Source organism: Azohydromonas australica DSM 1124 (assembly GCF_000430725.1).
GTDB classification, from domain to species: Bacteria; Pseudomonadota; Gammaproteobacteria; order Burkholderiales; family Burkholderiaceae_C; genus Azohydromonas; species Azohydromonas australica.
Genome location: NZ_AUMO01000151.1, coordinates 1 through 3,408, shown reverse-complemented (window position 1 = coordinate 3,408; position 3,408 = coordinate 1). Strand labels below are relative to the sequence as shown.

Annotated in this window: 3 protein-coding genes; all 3 read right to left on the bottom strand. The window is 70.2% G+C overall.

Going from position 1 to position 3,408, the window contains the following annotated elements; translation table 11 throughout:
• The coding region (locus H537_RS0118820) for an efflux RND transporter permease subunit (protein ID WP_028999066.1) at positions 1 to 1,433 on the bottom strand (1,433 nt) is incomplete at its 3' end.
• Entirely contained in the window at positions 1,430 to 2,566 is a 1,137-nt protein-coding gene (locus tag H537_RS0118815; protein WP_028999065.1) for an efflux RND transporter periplasmic adaptor subunit, read from the bottom strand. The genes H537_RS0118815 and H537_RS0118820, both read right to left, overlap by 4 nt.
• 59 nt (positions 2,567 to 2,625) lie before the next feature.
• On the bottom strand, positions 2,626 to 3,408 hold a 783-nt coding region (locus H537_RS44185), incomplete at its 5' end, for a TolC family protein (RefSeq protein WP_043459243.1).

Sequence of the window (3,408 nt, the reverse complement as noted above, 5' to 3'; positions counted from 1 at the left end):
CCCACCAGCGCCGAGGTCACGCTCCAAGCCATGGGCGAGAAGATGCGGCCCTCATGGCGCTGCAGCGTGAAGATGGGCAGGTGCGCCGCGATGATGATCACCATCGAGAACAGCGTCGGCCGGCCCACCTCGACGGTGGCGCGCATCACCGCCTTCATGCGCTCGACCTTGTTCTTCATCTGGTGCTCGTTGAGCTCGCCCAGGCGGCGGAAGATGTTCTCCACCACGATCACCGCGCCGTCCACGATGATCCCGAAGTCCATGGCCCCCAGCGACAGCAGGTTGGCCGGGATGCCCACGAAGGTCAGCCCCAGGAAGGTGGCCAGCAGCGACAGCGGGATCACCGCCGCCACGATGGCCGCGGCGCGCAGGTTCTGCAGGAACAGGAACAGCACGAACATCACCAGCATGGCGCCTTCGGTGAGGTTCATGAAGACGGTCTTGAGCGTCTTGCCGATGAGCCAGCTGCGGTCGTAGTAGGGCTCGATCTGCACGCCTTTCGGCAGCAGGCGTGTGTTGAGCTCCTCGATCTTGGCGTGCACGCCGTCGAGCACGACGGAGGGGTTCTCGCCTTTGCGCATGAGCACGATGCCGTTGACGATGTCGTCGGCGTCGTCCTGTCCCATGAGACCTTGAGGCGGCTGCTGGCCCACGCGCACGCTGGCCACGTCGCCCACCAGGACGGGCGTGCCGTCATGCTCGCCGACCACGACCTGCTCGATGTCCGCGGAAGTCTTGAAGCTGCCCAGCGAGCGCACCAGGAACTGCTGGCGGCCCTGCGTCATGGCGCCGCCGCCGGCGTTGGCGTTGGCGCGCTGCAGCGCAGCGAACAGGTCCTGCAGGCTCAGCTTGTGGTCACGCAGGCGCTGCAGGTCGGGATTGACCTCGTACTGCTTGATGGCGCCGCCCATGGTCACGAGGTCGGCCACGCCGCTCACCTGGCGCAGCGCCTTCTCCACCACCCAGTCCTGGATCTCGCGCAGCTCGCGTGCGGCATAGCCGTCGCCGCGCAGGCGGAAGCGCAGGATCTCGCCGATGGCGGTGGAGGGCGGCGGCACCTCGGTCTCCACGCCCGGCGGCAGGTCCACCGAGCGCAGCCGCTCCAGGATCTGCTGGCGCGCGAGCTGGTCGGTCATCTTGTCGTCGAAGGTAACCATGGAGAACATCAGCCCGTACTGCGTGTGCGAGAACAGGCGTACCGTGTGCGGAATGCCGGTGAGGGCGATCTCCACCGGGATGGTGACCTGCTTCTCCACTTCCTCGGCGGCCCGGCCCGGGTACAGCGCGATGACGTTGACCTGCGTGTCCGACACGTCAGGGAAGGCTTCGACAGGAAGGTTCTGGAATGCGATGACGCCCGAGCCGATGAAGACGGCCAGCGCCAGCCACACCATCAGCGACTGCTTGAGCGCAAACTGGACGAAGCGGTTCATGGCTGGGCGGCGTCCAGGAGCTGGTTGAGATAGAGACCACCGCCCATGACGACCTTCTCGCCGGGCTTGACGCCGTCGAGCACGGTCACGGTCTGCGGGCCGGCACTGCGCACCTTCACGCCGCGGCGCTCATAGCGCCCGGGGGCCTGCTGCACGAAGGTGTACGACTGGTCGCCGCGCAGGAACACCGCGTCGGTAGGCACCTGCGGCTGCGCGCCGGTGGTCTGGATCATGGCGTTGACGTACATCTCGGCCTTGAGCTTGTGCTCCGGGTTGGAGACCCGTGCACGCACCTTCACCGTGCGGCTGGCCGCATCGACGGCCTCACCCACGTACGTCACCGTGGCCGGGAAACGCTCGTCGGGCCAAGCCGCTGCCTGCAACTCGATCTGGGCACCAGCCTTGAAGGCCGCGAGGCGGGTTTCGTCCACGTCCAGGCTTACCCACAGCGAGCCTGGGTCGGTGACGACGAACAGAGGTGGGCCCTGCACGTCCGGGCGCACTTCGGCGCCGGGGTTGGCATTGCGCTCGACCACCACGCCGGCCAGTGGCGACGACAAGGTCAGCGACTGGTTCACCGCGTTCGTGCTCACGCCGTACTGGCTCAACCGCGCGGCTGCGCGTGCGCGCTCGGCTTGATTGCGGGCAAGGTCAGCCTGGGCCTGCTGGACGTCCTTGGCGGCCATGATGCCGGCCGAGCCGAGCTCTCGGGCGCGCTCGGCGGCGCTTCGGGACAGGCGCAGATCGGCTTCGGCCTTCTGGAGATCGGCCTGCGCCTGGCCGATGTCGCCGGAGACGATGTCCGCCAACGCGTCGCCGCGCTTGACGGTCTGTCCTACCACCGCACGCAGCCGCTCGATGCGTCCGCCAAAGGGTGTCCACACGCGCACGGTGTGGTCCTCGTCCCAGCCCAGCCGGCCCGGTACGGTCAGAGCCCGTTGTGCGTTTGCATCGACGGCCACCACGCGCAGGCCTGGCGGGTCTGCCTGGTTCGGAAAACTGACGACGTCGCCGGAGATCGTCGGCTTGGGCTCCGGGGCAGGCGCTTCGTGCTTGGCGCAGCCCGCCAGCGCGGCGCACAGCACCACGCCGCACGCCAGGGTGCGGCTGCTCAGGGAAAACGGAGGAATCATGGACGGCTCGGAAAAATGGGGAGACGGCACGGAAGGCGTGACGGTCTGCAATGCAGGGCTCAGCGCGAGGCCGCCCCGGCCTCGAACACGGTGGCGCTGGCCTGCAGCGCCGCGGCGGCCTGGGCCAGCTCGGCCTCGGCACTGATGCGCTCGATCTGCGCTGCGCGCAGCGCACGGCGTGCGTCCAGCACCTCCAGCACGCCGCTGGCGCCGCGGCTGAAGGCCAGCTCGGCACCGGCGGCCACGCGCTCGGCCGCGGGCAGCAGCTCTTCCATCACCAGGCGGCGGCGCGCCAGCGCGCCCTGCCATTGCGACTGGGCGCGCGCGGCCTCGCCGGCGGCCTCGGTGCGCGCGCGGCGCAGCGCCTCGGCGGCGCTGTCCACGTCGGCCTCGGCGCGGGCGATCTCGCCCTGGTAGGCGTGGTTCACCAGCAGCGGCACGCTGGCGAACAGCGACACCGTGTTGCCGGTGCCGCTGGAGTTGGTCGGGGTGACGGGGTAGCGGTCGAGCTGCACGCCCACGCTCACGTCGCGCGTGGCCTGCGCCCGGGCCAGCTCGCGGGCGCGCTCGGCAGCCTGCAGCCGCGACTGCGCTGCCACCACGCCGGGGATCTGCTCCGGCGCCGCCGGCACGGGCGGCGGCGCCGGCACCACCAGGCGCGGCTGCAGCGCCCCCGCCTGCTCCGGCGCGCCCAGGGCCAGCGCCAGCTGCTGGCGCAGCGCGCGCAGCTCGTTCTCGGCCAGCACCAGGTCGGACTGCACGCGCAGCGCATCCAGCTCGAAGCGGGTGGCGTCCAGCCGCGCGGCGTCGCCGCTCTTCACGCGCTTCTCGAAGGCCTGCAG

Coding starts and splice junctions, on each gene's coding strand:
- H537_RS0118815 (WP_028999065.1), bottom strand. CDS start 2,566: ATGATTCCTCCGTTTTCCCTGAGCAGCCGCACCCTGGCGTGCGGCGTG.